This is a genomic window from Synechococcus sp. PCC 7336, from assembly GCF_000332275.1.
Lineage (GTDB): Bacteria > Cyanobacteriota > Cyanobacteriia > Thermostichales > PCC-7336 > PCC-7336.
On record NZ_CM001776.1, the window covers coordinates 4052304 to 4071274 of the forward strand.

Here is an 18971-nt window from a genome sequence, read left to right on the forward strand (position 1 = left end):
ATAGTCACTATTGTTTAGATTTTGTGTATTTATCACAGTTCATCTCCATTCCATTTAAATTCACACACTGGCAGCATTGCTAAAGATTCTATCTCAGGCACATTATTTGGTTCATAGATAAGGGCTCCTCCTGTTATTAATCCCAACAGGTAAGTACGACCTCTAAAGAAGAAAGAGTCTAGCGTAGAACGAGAATAGAAGAGTATATTCTCACTAAGAATAGGATTGTCTCTATCCAAAACGTGATATGACCAAGCAGAAGGAATCTCATCCCCTGTTTCTAAGGTACAGTCTGCTCTAGAATATCGATAGACAAGATCTGGATCGCCGTCAAAGTTAAGATCAAAATTACTACTCTGAACGTTTATTTTCCCTTGAGAAAGTTCCTCTTTGAATCGATCTTTTCTTCGCTCCCAAAAGTCATCTACAATCGCTCCGTCTCTAAACCAGTGCCCCAACCACCCACGAAGAAAAATTTCACGTGCTAGCTTTCTATCAGCAGAAATATCGACATCATTCCAGGTTGGTTGAGGAAAGAGAGGGGGCTCTAAAATCTCGGAGGTTTTACACCAGAAGTCTTCCTCAGACTGGATAAAGACTGCATTAAATGTTTCCTCTAAAGACCGACAAAGCTCGTACTGTTGCCCCTTAACTAGCGATAAGGAAAGAGATTCAGTCTGTGCTCGCAGGCGATCTTGATGAACACTCATCCCAAAAATGAGTAAGCCCAGGAAGATCGTGCAGAAAGATATAATCCTTTTCAAAGCATATCTTCTATCCATTGTGTCACCTCATTCAAGAACCTAAATCTTCACGAGTGCCACAAAAAAGTTTTAATCAAATTGACTTCTAATGAATGTAATGCCTTTAATATTTACATTAAAGCTGTCAATTTATACTGACGATCCTGTAGTATCAACCCAGAAAGAATCAGTATTCCAAGACCTCAATTAAATAATTCAAGCAAAAACAGATCTATCCAGAAGAAAAAACAAACTCCTTTCAGAAAGGCAATCTAATTTAGCTATCAATTAAAAGTATACGCAAAAATATTGCCAATTCCAGCGTGTTTTCCTCGAAAATACATATTAATTTTATACGATAAGTCGATGGGAAATTAATATATATTTTTATTACCTCAAAGCCGACTACTGATACCAATCTGATGTGAGTCTGAACCTAATACTTCGTAACGGGCTCATCTAGCGGTTTGGGGAGACTTGTCAATCTGGTGACAGAAGCGATGTGAGGGAGGCTGAAACCCTTGAAGTCTCGTTGGCGATCTCAGTAATTCTGCACATCAACATAACCCTTGAGCAGCCCTCCCCCAACTATCAGGATGCGCCCCTTCGTAACTCAACCGCCTGAAAGCTTTTGGCAACAAGCAGTTTAGTTTCTAAAGATTAAGCGCAAGTTTAGATGGAAATAGTATGAGATCCTAAGTAAGGAAATATTCTTTTCTTTTTAGTGAATATACGTACTCCAAGATTTGACTCAATATCAATTGTAGAGATGCCCGCGCTATTTGTAATAGGACTCAATAAAGTATTTAGACATTGCTGGTTTATGATTGATTAATAAGCTCAAATCTAACAGCGTGTTCGAGAAGTTTACCGTCTACGAAGGAATGGGGGTTACGGACATCAACTCCGAACGAGAGCATAAGGGTTTCAGGCTGGTCAACTACCTTTTTAAACACCCTCTAAGATTTTCGAGTCCATGGGATCTGTTAGTGTCTTTCACCCCGAGCTGAAATACGTGTGCGTCGCCGGACAAGCGACCTTGGGTCGCAAAGCCCCGCTGTGGCAGCCGCACAACTGGAATGGAGCGGAATGGCTAGCCTACTCTAGCTACCAACTCACCGCCGGGAACGGCAATCTCTGGGGAGATGGCATTACCCCCATTGCCGCCGCCCACCTCGACGGGGCCACCAACCTCACAATCGCAGGAGCCTATCATTCCCCTCGGGGCGATCGCTTTTGGTACGGTTCCCCAGAGGCTCGCCGCCAGTGGTTACAATACCTACAACCATCCCAGCATCTCCAAACTTCAAACCCTACTGAATTTACCGGCAATAACGTGTGACTTCTGCCGTAACGCCCAGCCTGCAAGAACTCTTTCCCTTCGAGTTAGACGATTTCCAAACCGAGGCGATCGCCGCCCTCGATCGCAACCAGTCCGTGGTGGTCTGCGCCCCCACGGGGTCCGGCAAAACCCTGGTGGGGGAATACGCCATTTATCGGGCCATGTCGCTGGGTCGGCGGGTCTTCTACACCACTCCCCTCAAGGCCCTCTCGAACCAGAAATTTCGGGATTTCGGCCAGCAGTTTGGCGTCGAGAACGTCGGCCTGCTGACGGGGGATGTTTCGATTAATCGGGATGCGCCAGTGGTGGTGATGACCACCGAAATTTTCCGCAATATGCTCTACGGCACGGCGATCGGCGAGGTGGGTACCTCCCTCGAAGGGGTGCAGGCGGTGATATTGGACGAATGCCACTACATGAACGACCGACAGCGGGGCACCGTTTGGGAGGAATCGATCGTCTACTGCCCCCCCTCCATCCAACTGGCTGCTCTCTCCGCCACCGTCGCCAATAGCGGACAGTTGACCGACTGGCTGAATGCAGTCCACGGCCCGACTGTGCTAGTCGATTCCGACTACCGCCCCGTACCGCTGGAGTTTAGCTTCGTCAACAGCAAAGGGATGTTCCCGCTGTTGGAGGAAAAAGATGGCAAAATTGTGGGCAATTCCCGGCTGAAAACCCGCCGCCCGCAGAAATTGCAGCGCCGAGACCAGCGCCCGCAAGGGCCGGACATTGCCCGTGTGGTCGAGCACCTGCGCAGCCGCGACATGTTGCCTGCCATCTACTTTATTTTCAGCCGCCGAGGCTGCGACTCGGCGATCGCCACGTTAGGAGATGCCGATCTGCTCACCTCCGCAACGGAACGAGAAGCCCTGAAAGCGCAAATCGATCGCTTCTGTCGCGAAACCCCCGAAGCCATCCGCACCCAACAACTGGAACCCCTCTATCGCGGCATCGCCGCCCACCATGCCGGTATACTCCCCGCCTGGAAAGCCCTGATCGAAGCACTGTTTCAGCAGGGGCTGATCAAAATCGTCTTCGCCACCGAGACCTTGGCGGCAGGTATCAACATGCCCGCCCGCACCACCGTGATTTCTTCCCTATCCAAACGCACGGATGACGGCCACCGCCTGCTCACCGCCTCCGAGTTCTTGCAAATGTCCGGGCGGGCGGGGCGCAGAGGTAAAGATGAGATCGGTTATGTGGTCACCGTCCAAAGCCCCTTCGAAGGAGCCCGCGAAGCTGCCTATCTAGCTACCTCCGAGGCCGATCCGCTGGTGAGCCAATTCACCCCCAGCTACGGCATGGTGCTTAACCTACTGCAAACCCATTCGCTGGAACGGACGAAGGAGCTAATCGAACGTAGCTTCGGTCAATACCTGCTCTCATTACAGGCATTGCCCCAGCAAGTCGAAGTGCAATCTCTGCAGGCAGAACTGGACAAAATCGACAATGCTCTGGAAGGCATCACGGAAGCCCACTTGCAGGACTATCAAAAGCTGCAGGGTCGCCTGCGGGAAGAGCGCCGCATTCTCAAATACCTCAAAAAACACAGCGAATCGACAGACGCCCCCGAACTGTTGGCCCAACAGGAACGCCTCGAAGCCGTTTACACCCAAATGAACGCCAATCCGGTGTCCCGCTTTCCCAAACCCGTCAAGTTAATTCGCATGCAGGAGAAGCGCCAGCGACTCGAACGCAAACTCCAACAGCAGTCGAAAGCCACCGGACGCCCACAGCAGCAACGCTGGCTGGAATTTTTAGCCTTAGCCGATGTGCTGACGGAATTCAAACACCTACAAGACTACAAGCCCAACATGATGGGGGAAATTGCCGCTGCCATTCGCGGCGATAACGAACTGTGGTTGGCGCTGGCCCTGGAGTCGGGTCGATTGGACGATCTGGACCCCCATCACTTGGCAGGGGCGATCGCCGCCTTGATTACCGAAAAACCGCGATCGGGCACCTTCACCCGCTTCCACACCTCCGACATCGTTGAAGATGTGTTGTACGCGCTGCGACGGGTGCGCCGCCGCCTATTCCGCACCCAGCGGGAACATCAGGTCTTTATGCCCGTTTGGCTAGAGTACAAGTTGGCCGGTTTAGTGGAACAGTGGACCTTGGGGGTGACCTGGGAAGCACTAACAGCGGGCACGAATTTAGACGAGGGAGACTTAGTCCGGCTGTTGCGCCGCACCCTCGATCTGCTCAGTCAGATCCCCCACATCCCTCACATTCCCGGCGAGATTAAGGACAACGCCCGCCGAGCTGCGATCGCGATCGATCGCTTTCCCATTAGCGAAGTTCTCTGAAGGGGCGATCGCAGCTGCAGCCAATGTTGCATCTGGAAATCAGCATTCGTCTGGGTAACCTGAGTTCGATAGCTCTGCATTGCCCTCACCCCCGGCCCCTCTCCCTAGGGAGCTATCCATTAGGCAAAAGTAGCTGAACCATAGACAGGCACTAGCTTTGAGAAGCCAGTTGAGCCCCTTCAAGCAAATGGTGGAGTTTGGTCAGCCCTCGCCAAAGCGTCTTCAATCCAGGGTTGCCATCGCCCTTGCGAGCCAAGAAGCCTCCCAATCGAGCAATCCACAGCATTGCCTGTTGCAGAGTGGGTGGCTTTTGAGAGCGACTTTTCGGCACAAACTTGCGTCGTAACAGCCGCCATTCAGCAGGCTGTAAAACGAGCTCACAGGAGGCTTGCGGGGTGAGTCGAGCGCGGTAGGTCAGCCACATCAATCGCCAAGCTACAACGTTGTAGGTTGCCAGAGCCTTGAGCAAGCGCTCATAGCTTTGCAGTTGGAGCTGTTCGATGCCACAGCCACTTTTGAGGGTGAAGTGAAACCGCTCAATCAGCCAGCGGTAGCTATACCAGCGGATGCACTGACAGACCTGCTCGAAGCTCTCAACTGGCAAGCTGGTCAGCAGAAACCAGCGAATCGGCTGAGCGCCATCATCAGGGGGGACGGTTTCTTCCACGAAGATGGCATTGAGGCGCACGGGCTCTAAGCTCGCGGCTTTGAGGTGATGCGATGGCACCTCCAGCGTCACCGCCATCGCCCGCACCTGCAACTGGGCAATGCGGGCCGCTCGCTTGGGATTACGCTGCACTTGCAGGCTCATCGCTCCCAAGACTGGGGCTTGTTCGAGGGTGGGGATGAACTTGCCCAGCTCGTGGCTAAGTTTGCGATTGTGCCTTGCGCGGATGAGTAACTCCCTGTTGTCCGCACGGGGATGGGCAAACAGTTCGAAGATGTCTGCTTCTCGATCGCCAATATGAACCACTTGCTCTTGGCCCGCGAGCTCTCGCTCTACGGCTGCGAGAGTTGCTATCCAGCGATAGCTTTCCTTTTGCTCGATGGGAGTCACTGAGCGTTTTTCTTTCTTCCCGCGCCGCTGTTTGCGATTCCAGATGAATTGACTCAACAGACCTAAGGGTTCTCCCTCGCCGCTCACCGCAAAACAACTGTGGACTTTGATTCCCTGTTGATGGCTTTGATTGATGAAGCCCAGCCCTTCGGTCTGGGGGTGAGTGGTGAAGTCGAAATCCGTTGTGTCTTGAATGGCCAGCACCGTCTTGCCCGTGAGGGCCCGCCTGACCACTCCATCACGATGACTGTCCAGAATGCTGCTCGTGCTCACCTTCGGGTTGGCCCAAAATCGATAGGTTCCTTGGGCCACTGAGGCATTCCCACTCGCCTGAGGCACGCTCGCTGTGGGCTGCTCACTCAAGTCTGTGACGATCTGCCCCAACCGCTTTGCATGTCGCAAATCGGCGAAGTGGATCGGGTTGATTTCTTGGCTGACCCAATCTTGCATGGTTTCTCTCCCTCCGGCTACAACTGCTTCAGTCTCTACTGCAGTTTATAATCCAGTCACAGTAAGCTCTCCATCGACTTGTGCCTAATGGATAGCTAGGGAGAGGGGAGAAACAGCCGCCAAGCTTGGCTGGATTTTGTTAGTACTTGCCAACCACTGGAAATTCCGAGGTGGAGGGGGGAGAAACAGCCGCCAAGCTTGGCTGGATTTTGTTCCTCTAGCCTCAAAGTGATGGTTGATGCCGCCCTTAGCGGGGGCGTAGGGGTAGGAGACACACTTTGGTCGAACTGAGGTTGGGTAAACTCGGCCCATTCTATCCACCCGCTCGCATGAAACATTTCGGATTTCTGTCGTGGCTCTCGATCTCTGTCTCGATCCACCCTCAGTTAGCCCTCGCCCAAGCTGACCCCCCTCTGGCCCCTGTGGTCTGGACAGATGTGGCATTCGATCGCTCCGCCCGTCAGGTCACCCCCGAATTCTTCGGCCTGCACCTTTATGCCGGGGTCACCCCCGCAGATTGGCCCGCCGTCCCCTTCAAAACCTGGCGCTTGCACGATGCGGGAACGAGGTGGGACGAACTACAACCGGAACGCGATCGCTGGAATTTCGATCACCTCGATGCCCTAGTCGATTTGGCCGAGCAGCAAGACGTAGAGGTCATTTTAGTGCTGGGGCAAACCCCCGCTTGGGCCTCCGCTCGCCCCGCCGACGAGTCCCCCTACGGCATCTCCGGGCTGCCCGCAGAACCCGCCCGGATCGAAGACTGGACGGCCTACGTTCGCACCATCGCCAGCCGCTATCGAGGTCGCATTCACTATTACGAACTCTGGAATGAAGCCAACTTCCGTTGGTTCTACACCGGCAGCATCCCCAACCTGCTCGAACTAGCCGCTGCCGCTTACACGACGATCGAGCAAGTCGATCCCGACGCCCAAGTGATTTCCCCCAGCGTCATTGCTGGAGACTATCCCAGCCTGGAACGCAGCGGAGCGGATTGGTTGAAAGAGTATTTTGCGTTGGGAGGCGATCGCTACACTGACATTGTGGGGGCACATTTCTATCTGCCCCGCGACCTGCCCCCCGAATGGATTGTCTGGCAAATTCACGATCTTCGGCAGGTGATGGCAGCGTCTGGCCAAGCCCATAAGCCGTTATGGAATACGGAAACGGGCTTTGGGCGAGTCGATACCTATCCGGTTGAAGGGGATAGAGCGGTGGGGTATGTAGGGCGAGCGCACATTCTGCAATGGGCAGCGGGAATCGATCGCTTTCAGTGGTATTCCTGGCGGAATTTTAATTTTGTGGGTTTGCGCATGACCGAGCGGGATGGCAGCGTGACGGTGGCAGGGGAAGCGTTTGGGGCCATTCAGGATTGGCTGCTGGGCTCGACGCTGGGATTGTGCCAGATTTCTAGCGATCGCACGCGGCTGTGTCCGATGGCTCGGGCCAATGGCGATCGGGGCTGGATTGTGTGGAATCCCAATAGAACAGTGCAGGTGGAGGTGCCCGCAGGGTTGCAGGCGAATTGGGGACAGCGGCTCGCGGGGGAGAGTTTCCCGATCGCTCCGGCCCAAAGGATTGAGGTGGGAGAGATCCCCGTCTTAATCGAGCGGCGCAGCAGTAGGGTTCCGTAGGCGAGCGCCATTGAGGGCAATACCCGCCGAGCCGCCCTTGCGATCGCCTGCCTTTCTGTTGGAGTCACGCTCTAAACGGGCGATCGCCTCTCGGCACCACTCCACCCAAGCTGTCTGGTAGCGAATACCACAGCGCATCGTCAGATAAATCATCAGGGGACTGCCCGTCAGCTCGTCGGGCTCGGGGTAGTGTTCGGCCTCAACCCCGCGCAAATAGTTCAACTTCTCCTGGTGCTCGGCCAACCGCCGCCGCAACTCCGCCAGCATTGTCTCGGGCTCCACCAAATGACCGCCGCGAATTTTGACCAATAGTTCTTCGCGAATCGCCATCGGATCGGACGGTTCTGCCAGCCACTCCAGTAACGTTTGCTTGCCCGCCTCAGTGATCGAAGCGCGGCGAGGCAGCGATTTGGGATTCGAGCTAGCGGGTTTGGTCATGCGAGTGGCAGTTGAGGAAGGCGATCGCGTCGAACCCGGACAGATCGTCGCCGAACTCGACACCCAACGCTTGCAAGCCCAACGACAAGAATTGCTAGCCCAAAAAGCTCGGGCAGAAGCCGTGCTGTCCGAACTCGTGGCAGGGCCGCCGCCAGCCTCACCCCCGGCACCCCCTACGACCTCACCATCAACAACCGCCCCTATCGAGCCCAGCTCAAAGCCCTCCTCCCCGAACTCGACTCCCCCAGCCGCACCCTCACCGCCATCCTCACCCTCCCCCCCGATGCCCCAGTCGTCCCCGGCCAAATCGCCCGCCTCAACATCGCCAGCACCATCGAAGATCGCGGCTACTGGCTCCCCGCCACCGCCCTAGTCCGCAGCGATCGCGGCCTCTGGTCCAGCTACGTCTTAACCCCGAACGATACCGTCAACCCCAACAGCACCGCCTTCAGCATCTCCCCCCAAGAGGTCGAAGTCCTCCATTCCGAAGGCGATCGCGTCTTCGTACGCGGCACCCTACAACCCGGCGATCGCGTCATCGCCAGCGGCACCCACCGCATCGTGCCGGGGCAATTGGTCATGCCAATAGAGACGGTGGCGAATGGCGATCGGTCTAGATTTGAACTGGCTGTTCAGTGAAGTTTTGTCGGTGGGAGAGACTGTCACGATCTGCCCCCTAAATCCCCCACTTGTGGGGGACTTGACCGAAGCTGTATCGGCAAGTTGAGAACTGGAGAGATAGAGACCTGATTTCGATAGCTCTGCTACCCTCACCCCCGGCCCCTCTCCCCAGGGAGAGGGGAGAAATAGCCACAAATCTTGGCTCGCAATACAACGCTCCTTCACCCTATCAATGCGAACCCATAACCCCCATCGGAGGGGTCCAGGGGAAGCGGGCCGTCCCCTGGTCGGGGGGGTGTGGGGGGAGTCGACACTCCCCCCACGACCTCAGGTTCCCAGCCAAAACCTATCAACAGCGACCCCCCCCCAACTCCTCACCCGAGGCTTCAACCATCCTCAACTTTCTGTCCTCTACCGCCGCTTTCTCAATCTCCTGATTTCCCGCCCCTGGCTGGGAGTCGCCCTCGCTCTGGCCATCCCAATCGTCGGATTTGCTCGAGCCGGAACGCTCTCCCAGCAGTTTTTCCCCCCGAGCGATCGCAACCAGTTCCACATCGACTTCGAACTCCCCGTGCAAGCCTCCTTAACTGAAACCGAACGACAGGTGCAGGACGTTCGAAACTTGATCGTGCAGCAGCCCGAGATCGAAAAGGTTACCTGGTTGGTAGGCGAAACGTTTCCCACCTTCTACTACAACGTCGTCGCCCAAAAAGAAAGCGTCTCCAACTTCGCTCGAGGTTTGGTACAACTACAGCCCAACTTACTGCCACAACCCATCGTTCGCCGCCTGCAACTCCAACTCGATCGCCAATTTCCCCAAGCCCAAGTTCTCGTCCGCCAGCTAGAGCAGGGACCGCCATTTGAATCCCCCCTCGAACTGCGCCTTTACGGTCCCGACCTCGATCGCCTGCGGCAGTTGGGCAATGAGTTGCGGGGGGTGATGGCGCAAGTGCCGCAGGTCGTTCACACTCAATCGACGCTGACCGAAGCGCTGCCGAAATTGGGGTTGCAGTTGGATGAAACTTCTGCGCGGATTGCGGGTTTGGATCGAGCGGCGATCGCTCGACAGTTGGATGCCAACCTAGAAGGAGCGGTGGGTGGCTCGATTTTGGAGTCAACGGAAGAACTGCCGGTGCGGGTGCGCTTGAAACAGGGCGATCGCGGCAATCTCAATAGCTTGAATTCCATCGAGCTGCTCTCGCAGGAGGAGGCAATTCCGTTAGATGCCCTGGGTCGAGTTGAGCTGTTGCCCGACATTGCGGAAATCGATCGTCGCGACGGCCTGCGGGTGAACATTGTGCGAGGCTACCTTGAAGCAGGGGTGTTGCCAGCCGATGCGCTAGCTCAGTTCGAGCAAGCTTGGCAGGCGAGTGGAGTGACATTGCCGCAGGGTTACAGCTTCGAGTATGGGGGGGAGGCTGAGGCGAGAGGAACTGCGGAAGGCAATTTGTTCTCGACCGTGGGCATTCTGGCGGTGTTAATGCTGGCGACGTTGGTGTTGTCGCTGGGGTCGTTTGCGCTGGCGGGGAGTATTGCGGCGATCGCGATCGCCGCAGTGGGTTTGGCCTTAGCAGCCCTCAGGTTGTTCAATTATCCCCTCGGCTTTATGGCTATTTTGGGGGCATTGGGCCTGGTGGGTTTAGCCATCAACGATTCGATTGTGGTTTTAGCGGCCCTGCGTTCCGATCCAGAGGCTCGTCGGGGCGATCCAAAGGCGATGCAGCGGGTGGTTGACCGCAGTACTCGCCACGTTTTAACCACGACGCTGACGACGATGGCGGGGTTTACGCCGTTGTTATTCGATCGAGCGGGGTTTTGGCCGCCGCTGGCAGTGGCGATCGCGGGTGGCCTCGGGGGGGCGACATTGCTCGCTTTATTCTTCGTCCCGTCGCTTTACAGTCTTGCGATTCGAGCGGGTTGGATTGCTGGGGGCGATCGGGCTGAGTTGGAAGCGGTGCCGGATTGAGTTTTGGCTATCGGTGTCGCCTGAGTCCAGTACGGCGCCTAGTTCAGCGACATCTGTGTGGGTTTCACCTGAAACACTTCAGCCCTTTTATAGCAATCCTAGATGAGTTATAAATTTGAGTCCTTGCCAGCGTTGGGTTTCAGCCCTCAAGTCGTCTACGACTGACGTAGGATCGCTATATATGACTTCAATGAGCTAGGGATTGCCTGATGGCAACAAATAGGTGATACCTCGTTGAGATAGTGCCGCCCCCAAACCACCGGTGAATGGCTCCAGGGAATGCACATCCTCATCACCAACAAAGTTCCTAAAACCATTTCAGTCAAAACCTCCTATTCGACAATCTCCCACAACTAGTGGCATCAACCCTAATTAAGCCTATCCGATCCCTAATTTCAGGATGGCATGATGCCTATAGTGTTAATCTACTCACTGTAGATACTGGATAGAGTCGAGCGCAGCATCAGAATATGGCAAGGGGAGAAATCATAAGAAAGCTTTTCCAAAGCTTCTCTCACAATGAGAGAGAAGGATTTTATGCTGCAGCTATGGAACTAATTCAAGAAGAGAAGAGCAAGAATCACAACTTACTTGCCAGAGATTTAGAAAGAATCTTGAAAAATGGCTATTCTAAAGCCCTTCCTGCTAGTAACACTCTCTACGGAAATTATCCTGAAGAGCCAAAAGATAGGGAGACGGGTTTATCGCTAATTGATGTTAAACTATTCAGTCTAAGTTGGGATGATGTTATTCTAAGCAAGGATAATTTGGAGATTTTGCAGCGCGTTGCATTGGAAAATCGAAAGCAAGAGATTTTGGAAGCTTATGGGTTGCGACCCAAATCAAAACTTTTATTTTGTGGACCTCCAGGCTGTGGTAAAACTCTCACATCCAAAGTGTTATCTGGTGTTTTAGGTATACCTCTTGCCTATATTAATTTAACAGCAGTCTTCTCTTCCTACTTAGGTGAAACAGCGACTAATCTAAAGAAAATCTTTGATTATGTTGAGAATGGTGAATGGGTTGTTCTGTTTGATGAGTTTGACGCGATCGCTAGAGATCGTAACACCCTTAACGAACATGGTGAGGTTAAGCGACTTGTTAATAGCTTACTTCAACTTATTGACGCTTCAAGCAGTAACAGTTTATTCATTGCAGCAACAAATCATGAGTCCTTACTAGATAATGCTATTTGGAGGAGATTTGACGAGATTATTTTCTTTGCTAAACCCGATCTAAAACTCCGAAAAAAGCTTTTGAAATGCTATCTTTCTAGAATTCGATACTCTGGTATTAACCTTGGAGATTTTGCCGCTGAATTGGAAGAGGCAACTGGTGCAGATATTGAACGAATTTGTATTGACACAATTAAAACTGTCATTCTTCGCGGCGACCAAGAGCTTACTCACGCTGACTTAACTGCTGCTGTAGAGCGTTATTTAGAAAGAAGTCGTATAATAGTGAGTTCAGGAGAATCTCCAGAGGCAGGAGCCTGTGAGTCAGTTTGAGCATCTAGAATTGCCGAGAACCAGTATCGAGCTACCGAGGCGTAGCAAAGGTGGTGGAGGTAATAGCTCCCGCAGAAGTGATCGTAGTAGTCATGGTCGGCAATTACTAGAACAGGCTTCGATCCTGACTCAACGTTCGAAACAAAAGACTTCACCGTTTCACCTTAATCCAAAGCTTATTTTCAAAATTAAGTTGAGCCCAGACAGAACTCTGCAAGAGAGTGCGCTTTCACCTCTCGGATTAACGTTACTTGCCCAAGAGCCAAAAGCAAATAAAGCCATTGTCGTTTTTACCTCGGATGAAGAACTCACTCAATTTCGCTCGCGTTTAGAAGCCTACAGCGGCATCCGTGATTCTCAGTACGAATATGGTCACTTGGATGCAATTGAAGCGTTAGTACCACTAGAGCCTTCAGATCGAATTGGGCGCTTATTAGAGCTTGAGCCCATTCAAGTGGATGAACCTGATGTGTTTGACCTAGAGCTATGGCATACGGGGGATAGGGCTGAAATGAATAAATACCTGGATGAATTGGATGAGGTTTTGAGGAATTGGTCAAATGATTCTGCCATGCAGATCAGCGATCGCTATGTAGGGGAATACCTGTGTATTGCCAGGATTAAGGTTATACATGAAGTTCTCAATCTTTTGCTAGAAGAAGAATTTGTCAAGGAAATTGATCGTAGACCTAAACCTAGCTTTGAGACCCCTGCTGAATATAGCATCCCACTATCTGATTTCCCAGAAGTTGATTCTCCTCCTGAGCAGAATTGCGGAGTTTTGGTTGTTGACTCTGGGGTGCAGCGCGGACATCCTCTTATTGCTCCAGCATTGGGGGAGGCTGAGGTTTTTCCAGATTCAGCCAGAAAACTTATTACAGGCAGTGCTGATGATGGAGATGAGAAAACAGGGGGGCATGGCACAGGTGTATCAGGAATTGCTATTTATGGAGATATAAAACAAAGCATCAAGAACCGGCTCTTTCAGCCAACAACTTGGCTTTTCTCGGCGCGTGTTACTGACAGCAATAACGAGTACGATCCAGACTCTCTATTAGAGAACCAGTTGAATGATGCTATTCAACACTTCACACAAAGTTATAGAAACTGCAAAGTTATCAATATATCTCTTGGAGACTCTCGATTAACCTTTAGAGATGGGCAGAAGCAATTTCGTCTTGCCGCGAAGATTGATGAAATTGCCTATGAGCTCCAGCATAGAAACTTGGTGTTTGTTATTTCCGCCGGAAACCTACCTTACAAAGCAGGTTCAGGGGAACAGGTACGAACCGGCTATCCAAACTATTTGCTCAGTAAAGAAGCTCGAATTATTGAACCGGCCACTTCTGCGATTGCCCTCACAGTTGGTTCACTTTCACTTGGCTCTGGCAGTCTTCAATATCCTGAAGATGCCAAACGAAATATAGTTGCACGGGTTCAAGGATATCCTTCCCCATTTACAAGAAGTGGCTTTGGTGTCGATGGTATGATCAAGCCCGACCTAGTAGATTTTGGTGGTGATTTAGTTGTTGACGGAAGCCGCGTAATCATCAATGAACCAGGCACTTCGATTTTGACACTTGCCAAAGACTATGCTGGTTCAATGTTTCGTGCCTATTGTGGGACTAGCTTTGCAGCTTCCCGTGTAGCTAACATAGCAGCCCAGCTCTTCACTCAATTCCCTAATGCAACTTCAAATTTGATTAGGGCATTGATTGTAAACTCAGCTACTTTACCTATTGAAATTCCAAATGTTTTTCAAGCAAAAAGAAAAGATAAAAAGCAATTGCTGAAACAATTGAAAATTTATGGATACGGCCAAGCTGACTTATATCGAGCAAAGTACTCTGCCGAGAACTATGTAGTACTTTTAGAAGACAATGTACAGATTCCTGTTGGAAGTTTTCAGATATATGAGATTCCATCTCTTCCAGATGAATATCTAGAGACTAAAGGAGATCGAACATTATCTATAGCACTTGCTTTCGACCCACCCACTCGACCAACACGAGGAGACTCTTACCTCGGAGTTACGATGGAATTCAACCTTTTCAAAAATCTCGACAAAGATAATATTGTTAATGCATTCGTCAAGGCTAACAAGGAAAATTCGACGGAATCGTTTACAGAAATTTCTCTGACCGAGTTAAAGAAAAGGTACGGATCAGGGATTTCTATAGATCTTTTTCCTGGAAGTAACTTAAGAAAGAAGGCTTCTCTTCAGAGAGGCCAGGTTACAATTACCTCTAGAGCAAGAGGATATAATCATCAATCTTTATATCTTGTTGTTAGCTGTGGTCGAAAATGGGCGAAGAAGGGAGAAAAAGATGTACAAAGATATGCATTGGTTGTATCTATTAGTCACTCGTCTCCTGAAATTAATTTATACAATCAGATCAGGTTAAGGACCCAAGTTGCCCAAAGAATTCGCGTCTGATGGAATCTATAAAAATAATGTTTTTACGTGTTAACTCTATGCTTGATTGGAGTAATTATGCAAAAGCATCAAGATATAATAGAACTAATTTCTTCTTGGTTCTGACTTCAACAAATAGGCATCTCGATTAATTCAAACTTGTTGAGAATAAAGTTGAGTTATTGAGAATGCTCAACGAGTTTTCAATGGTTTCAGCCTTTGACTTTTTGGCGAAAGCAATTTTTCGAGGTCCCCAAATGTCTATTGATCAATTGATGCAGGAAGCTTTGTCTCTACCCAATAATCTTAGACTCCAACTGGCGGAAGAACTGCTGGCAAGTCTTGAGGCTGAGGTAGACGAAACTATTCAATCCGACTAGCTAATAAAAGTCCAGAAACGACGAGATGATATTCGTAACGGGCTAGTACAGCCTATTCCTGGCAAGGAAGCTCTGGCACAAGCCAGACAGATCTCGAGTGAATGAAATACGCTTTTCATCCAGAAGCGCTGACTGAATATTCAGGGCTCTACCGGACTTGGTATGCTAGTTCCGGCCTGATAATTCCTCAAAGCTTTATTAGCTAAGGGTTTGTTGGCAAAACACCCTTTTCTGGAGACAAAATCGCATATAAGCCTTACTGGGTAAGAGGTTTGGTCAGTTACAAGCTTCCATCAGCATAACAGGTACCGAAGAACCATATTTAGAAAATGTACCCATTAAACCCCAACCATCCGATGCTGAATTTCCAAATACACTAACAAGGCATTAATATCCGCTGGATTGACCCCGCCAACTCGAGCTGCTTGCCCCAACGTCAGCGGTCGCACATTCGCCAACTTTTCGCGAGCCTCCTTCGATAGGGTCTCGATCGCCTCATAATCGAGATCGGGCGAGAGAGCTCGTCCGTACTGCTTCGCCACCCGCTCAATTTGCGTTTTCTGCCGCTCGATATAGCCGCGATATTTCACCGCAATTTCAGCCGCCTCCTTTTCAATCTCGTCCAGCTCGGGATTGCCCAACTGATTCTCATCTAAATGACAGTAATGCAACCCCGATCGCCGCAATAATTCCGCCAGCGTCGCCGACCCTTTAATCCCCTGCCCGGTCAGCTCGCTCAAAACAATGCCCGCCGGATCGTGGCCCTTGACTCGCTGACTTTCCAGGCGATCGATCTCGGCCAAAATCGCAGTCTGTTTGTCTTGGAAAAGCTGCCAGCGGCGATCGTCCACCAAGCCAATCTCCCGACCCAATGGCGTTAGCCGCCGATCCGCATTGTCGGAGCGCAGCAGCAGCCGATATTCCGATCGGCTAGTCAACATGCGATAGGGCTCGCGCAATTCCTTCGTACACAAATCATCAATCAACGTGCCCATATAGCTACCTTCGCGGGGCAACACCTGCAGGGGTTTCCCTGCAGCCAACAGAGCAGCATTAATCCCCGCCAGCAACCCCTGCGCTCCCGCCTCTTCATACCCCGTCGTACCGTTTAACTGGCCCGCGCAAAATAGCCCTTCCACTTGTTTGGCCATCAGAGTGGGATAGCACTGGGTTGCAGGAATATAGTCGTATTCCACCGCATAAGCCGGACGCAGCATGTCGCAGCTTTCCAAACCGGGCAGCGTGCGCAAGAGCTGGAGCTGCAGATTCTCCGGCAACCCCGTCGAAAACCCTTGAATGTAGAGTTCGGGAATATCGCGACCTTCTGGCTCGATAAAGATTTGGTGGCTGGCCTTGTCGGCGAACCGGACGATCTTGTCTTCGATGCTGGGGCAATAGCGCGGCCCCTTAGCATCCACATAACCGCCGTAGATGGGGGTGAGATGTAAATTATCTCGAATGATTTGATGGGTTTCGGCAGTGGTGCGAGTTAAATAACAGCACATCTGCTCCCGCTCCACCCAAGCACTGGGGTCGAAGCTAAACCAGCGCTGTTCTTCATCCCCCGGTTGGGGCTCCATTTGGCTGAAATTCACCGTGCGGCGATCGACACGGGCAGGGGTGCCGGTTTTGAGGCGATCGGTTTCAAAACCCAACTGATTGAGGGTGTCCGTCAATTCCTCGACTGCAAATTCTCCCGCTCGCCCCGCCGCCATCGATCGCGGTCCCACCCAAATGCGCCCGCCCAAAAACGTCCCCGTCGTCAAAATGACCGCTGCGCAGGCATAGGCCGTCCCAAAGTAGGTTTGCACCCCCTCGATATTGTCATTCGCTCCCAAGATGATGTCTGTCACCATCCCCTCCCGCAGTGTCAAACCCGGCTGATTTTCCACCACAGCCCGCATTTCGCGCGCGTATTCCCGCTTGTCGGTTTGCGCCCTCAAGGCCCACACCGCCGGACCTCGGGAGCGGTTGAGCACTCGTTTTTGCAGGTAGGTGCGATCGGTAATGCGACCCATCTCGCCGCCTAAAGCGTCAATTTCACGGACCAACTGCGATTTTGCCGGACCCCCCACCGCTGGGTTGCAAGGCTGCCAAGCAATTCGATCGAGATTGAGCGTCAACATCAAGGTGCGAGCCCCCAATCGAGCTGCCGCCAATGCCGCCTCGCAGCCAGCATGGCCGCCCCCCACCACAATGACGTCGTAGCGATCGAGATAGGTGACGGAGTCGTGCAGCATAGGGAACACAAGAATTGGAGAAACGAGGCGATCGCTCGGCCGGCAGTCGGGAAAGCGCCACTGACTGGCGCGGGAGCAGCCCAAGCGGCTGGCAAGCTCGCCAATCGAGAGATACTTCTTTATTATGGCGATAAGCGATCGACAAAGTGATACGCCTTGCGGGTCGTTTTCACGGATGGGTGCGGTGAGGTAGCTTGTCGTCTCGGCACATTGGCCAAAGTTGTGGGGAATTTTGGGTAAGTTTAATAACAGCTCCATACTTAAGGGATCCTGCATATGTTAGATCGCAAGATCTACCAACTGTGCCAGAGCAACAGTACCGTTAGTATCTTTCTGCGGGACCAGATGCGGTGGATCGATCGGGCTACGATTCTCAATATCGAGGGAGATATCGTTACTCTGCGGTATGAAGTGGAAGATGAAGATGAGATTTTTGCACTAGAAGAAGCTGTGCGTCTCGATAGTATTGGTTCTGTGTCTCGACAGATTGCCTCGGTGCCGAAATACGACACCACACTGCTCGTTTCCGAAGACTGCCCGGACGAGGAAAAGTAACCTCTGATTAGACATGAGAACACTTAATTTTACGGGGTGATGTGTCCTAATTGTCCGTAACCCCTTAACCCAGCATTAACCTCAACGGGCGCTCAATAGCGGTATTACTACGTAGGAGGTGGGAACTTTCCAGATCCCGCTCCATTATGTGTACCGTCAGATCCTCTCAGGATCTCAAAGCGCGAGAAGGAAGAAAAGCCCATGAAACGGACATTGCTACCAGTAGGTTTGGCAGCGACTGTAGCCGCACTGATGACTGCCTGTGGAGGTACAAACCAATCCTCGCAACCTTCATCCACCCTTACGTCAGACAGGCTGAGTGGTACGGTCATCGTTGATGGCTCCAGTACCGTTGCCCCCATCTCGATTGCCGCATCTGAAACCTTCTCTGCTGAAAACCCGAGCGTTTCGGTGGCTGTTGGCACGAGTGGCAGTGGCGGCGGGTTTAAGAAATTCTGTGTTGGCGAAACCGATATTTCCAATGCCTCCCGCCCCATCAAGCAAAGCGAGATCGAGACCTGCGCAGCAAGCGGTGTTGAATTTATCGAGATTCCCGTTGCTTTTGACGGATTGGCCGTTGTGGTTAATAAGGAAAACGACTGGGCTCAATGTGTAACGGTTGAGGAACTCAACACCCTCTGGAATGCAGATGCAGAGGGGGAGATTACCCGTTGGAGTCAAATTCGTCCGGCTTTCCCGAACGAAGAGCTCGCTTTATTTGCTCCGGGCGTCGATTCTGGCACCTTCGACTATTTCAACGAAGCCATTTTGGATGAAGACGACATTCGGGCAGATTTCACGCCTAGCGAAGACGACAATGTCATTGTGACCGGCGTGGCTGGCAGTCCCGGCGGGTTGGGTTTCTTTGGCTTGGCCTTTTTTGAAGAGAACGAAGATATTCTCAACGTATTGGCTGTTGATGGCGGCGATGGCTGCGTTACCCCCTCCACCACAACGGTTGAGAACGGTATCTACAAGCCTCTAGCTCGCCCACTGTTTATTTATGTCAGCAAAGACTCTGCCGATCGCCAAGAGGTGCGGGCATTCATTGACTTCTACATCGAAAATGCAGCCGATCTTTCCTCCTCCGTCGGCTACATTGGCTTACCCAACTCTGCCTACACCAGAATTGCTGCAGTTTGGGAGGCCCGCGAAACGGGATCTCGATTCCAGGATGTCGAGCCAGGTACGCCCATTGACGATTTGTTTGGCAACTAGGCGATCGCCTGCCACTGGTTACTCACTCAGCGGGGGATTGGCCCTCACCCCCGGCCCCTCTCTCCCTTGGGAGAGGGGAGCGAGAGCCAGT

At 52.0% G+C, this 18971-nt stretch carries 15 protein-coding genes; 10 read left to right on the top strand and 5 right to left on the bottom strand.

The annotated features are described in order from the left end of the window. Positions 1 to 32: 32 nt before the first annotated feature. The gene (locus tag SYN7336_RS19180) at positions 33 to 782 is read right to left on the bottom strand and encodes a hypothetical protein (RefSeq protein ID WP_017327558.1); all 750 of its coding nucleotides are present in this window, start codon (positions 780 to 782) and stop codon (positions 33 to 35) included. Between the two features lie 937 nt (positions 783 to 1719). On the opposite strand from SYN7336_RS19180, the gene SYN7336_RS26805 reads away from it, so the two are divergent. Together SYN7336_RS26805 and SYN7336_RS19190 are read left to right on the top strand one after the other, a co-directional pair. Then, entirely contained in the window at positions 1720 to 2085 is a 366-nt protein-coding gene (locus SYN7336_RS26805) for a hypothetical protein (RefSeq protein WP_017327559.1), read from the top strand. Beyond that, positions 2082 to 4397 (top strand): RNA helicase, encoded by a 2316-nt coding sequence (locus SYN7336_RS19190; RefSeq protein ID WP_017327560.1) that lies wholly within the window; start codon positions 2082 to 2084, stop codon positions 4395 to 4397. Before SYN7336_RS26805 ends, SYN7336_RS19190 begins: the two co-directional genes overlap by 4 nt. Positions 4398 to 4548: 151 nt before the next feature. Here SYN7336_RS19190 and SYN7336_RS19195 read toward each other — a convergent pair whose 3' ends face one another. Continuing rightward, positions 4549 to 5904 carry an IS4 family transposase gene (locus SYN7336_RS19195; RefSeq protein WP_017324427.1) on the bottom strand — a complete coding sequence of 452 codons (1356 nt, stop codon included), beginning with the start codon at positions 5902 to 5904 and terminating at the stop codon, positions 4549 to 4551. Positions 5905 to 6182: 278 nt separating this feature from the next. Between SYN7336_RS19195 and SYN7336_RS19200 the strand changes: the two genes are divergently transcribed. Next, positions 6183 to 7538: a beta-galactosidase gene (locus SYN7336_RS19200; RefSeq protein ID WP_227498542.1), complete on the top strand. Its 1356-nt coding sequence runs from the start codon at positions 6183 to 6185 to the stop codon at positions 7536 to 7538. Here SYN7336_RS19200 and SYN7336_RS33095 read toward each other — a convergent pair. After that, entirely contained in the window at positions 7506 to 7976 is a 471-nt protein-coding gene (locus SYN7336_RS33095; protein ID WP_071590815.1) for a hypothetical protein, read from the bottom strand. The genes SYN7336_RS19200 and SYN7336_RS33095 overlap by 33 nt on opposite strands. Between SYN7336_RS33095 and SYN7336_RS33100 the strand changes: the two genes are divergently transcribed. Continuing rightward, complete coding sequence (locus tag SYN7336_RS33100) at positions 7975 to 8349, top strand: biotin/lipoyl-binding protein (protein ID WP_071590816.1); 375 nt, start codon at positions 7975 to 7977, stop codon at positions 8347 to 8349. The two genes, SYN7336_RS33095 and SYN7336_RS33100, sit on opposite strands and share 2 nt — an antisense overlap. A gap of 143 nt (positions 8350 to 8492) precedes the next feature. Here the strand turns inward: SYN7336_RS33100 and SYN7336_RS26815 are convergent, their stop codons facing one another. Next, positions 8493 to 8822 carry a hypothetical protein gene (locus tag SYN7336_RS26815; RefSeq protein WP_038026111.1) on the bottom strand — a complete coding sequence of 110 codons (330 nt, stop codon included), beginning with the start codon at positions 8820 to 8822 and terminating at the stop codon, positions 8493 to 8495. A 7-nt stretch (positions 8823 to 8829) separates the two neighbouring features. Between SYN7336_RS26815 and SYN7336_RS26820 the strand changes: the two genes are divergently transcribed. From SYN7336_RS26820 to SYN7336_RS32450, 4 genes are all read left to right on the top strand, one after another. Then, a complete protein-coding gene (locus tag SYN7336_RS26820) occupies positions 8830 to 10563 on the top strand; it encodes an efflux RND transporter permease subunit (protein ID WP_017327564.1) in 1734 nt (577 codons plus the stop codon). Positions 10564 to 11033: 470 nt separating this feature from the next. Beyond that, positions 11034 to 12071, top strand: a complete 1038-nt coding sequence (locus SYN7336_RS19215; RefSeq protein WP_017327565.1) for an AAA family ATPase — start codon at positions 11034 to 11036, stop codon at positions 12069 to 12071. Then, the gene (locus SYN7336_RS19220; RefSeq protein ID WP_026101153.1) at positions 12058 to 14508 is read left to right on the top strand and encodes a S8 family peptidase; all 2451 of its coding nucleotides are present in this window, start codon (positions 12058 to 12060) and stop codon (positions 14506 to 14508) included. The genes SYN7336_RS19215 and SYN7336_RS19220 overlap by 14 nt, the downstream gene beginning before the upstream one ends. Positions 14509 to 14675: 167 nt before the next feature. Continuing rightward, a complete protein-coding gene (locus SYN7336_RS32450; RefSeq protein WP_017327567.1) occupies positions 14676 to 14867 on the top strand; it encodes a hypothetical protein in 192 nt (63 codons plus the stop codon). A gap of 338 nt (positions 14868 to 15205) precedes the next feature. Here SYN7336_RS32450 and mnmG read toward each other — a convergent pair whose 3' ends face one another. Next, positions 15206 to 17107 (bottom strand): tRNA uridine-5-carboxymethylaminomethyl(34) synthesis enzyme MnmG, encoded by a 1902-nt coding sequence (gene mnmG, locus SYN7336_RS19230; protein WP_017327568.1) that lies wholly within the window; start codon positions 17105 to 17107, stop codon positions 15206 to 15208. Between the two features lie 276 nt (positions 17108 to 17383). Between mnmG and SYN7336_RS19235 the strand changes: the two genes are divergently transcribed. Then, a complete protein-coding gene (locus SYN7336_RS19235; RefSeq protein ID WP_017327569.1) occupies positions 17384 to 17662 on the top strand; it encodes a DUF6679 family protein in 279 nt (92 codons plus the stop codon). A 201-nt stretch (positions 17663 to 17863) separates the two neighbouring features. Next, positions 17864 to 18880: a PstS family phosphate ABC transporter substrate-binding protein gene (locus SYN7336_RS19240; RefSeq protein ID WP_038026114.1), complete on the top strand. Its 1017-nt coding sequence runs from the start codon at positions 17864 to 17866 to the stop codon at positions 18878 to 18880. Positions 18881 to 18971 lie beyond the last annotated feature (91 nt).